The organism is Ochrobactrum sp. S1502_03 (assembly GCF_044435015.1).
Taxonomy (GTDB): Bacteria; Pseudomonadota; Alphaproteobacteria; order Rhizobiales; family Rhizobiaceae; genus Brucella; species Brucella chromiisoli.
In genome coordinates, this window is the sequence record NZ_JAYEXN010000105.1 from 1 (window position 1) to 557 (window position 557).

The window sequence follows — 557 nt, forward strand, 5'->3', positions numbered from 1 at the left end:
ACACTGAAATTAGCGTTCACACCGTTCTGTGACAGGCGGGATCCAAACTGACCCTGATACGCGACACCCAGCGTTGCATTTTTTGAAACAGCAAAATCAAGACCTGCTTCGATCAATGCGGTATCCTTGCCAATCGAATTCCCAACGGTGGTGAACATATCTGATCCAGCAGCAAAGCTTGCCGTCGATGACGGAATGACATCACCGAAGCCATGCCGCCAGCCAAGATCGGAATGCGCTGTCGTCACGATACTTCCAAGTTCAAAGCTGGTGGACGCACGAAAGCCAAGTGTCGACAGGGTGGTGTCCATGCTATCAGACTGCACGGAAAGCGCTGCACCATTGCTGCCTTTCTCCGTAAATCCGTCTGTCCTGAGATGTACATAGGCCAGATTTGCATAGGGCTCGATTGTCGCGCGCGACGTCACATTGAGCTTATATCCCAGTTCACCAAAGATCTGGAAGGTGCCCGCATTGTAATCGGCAGACAGGCTGTCCGAAAAGCCATTGAAGGCGACAGAACGGCCCATTTCGAGATTATGCCATGAATAGGCAAG

Annotated in this window: 1 protein-coding gene; it reads right to left on the reverse strand. The window is 51.5% G+C overall.

Annotated elements, in window-relative coordinates:
- A partial coding sequence (locus VBH83_RS19395) for an autotransporter outer membrane beta-barrel domain-containing protein (protein ID WP_396999102.1) occupies positions 1 to 557 on the reverse strand: 557 nt, incomplete at both ends.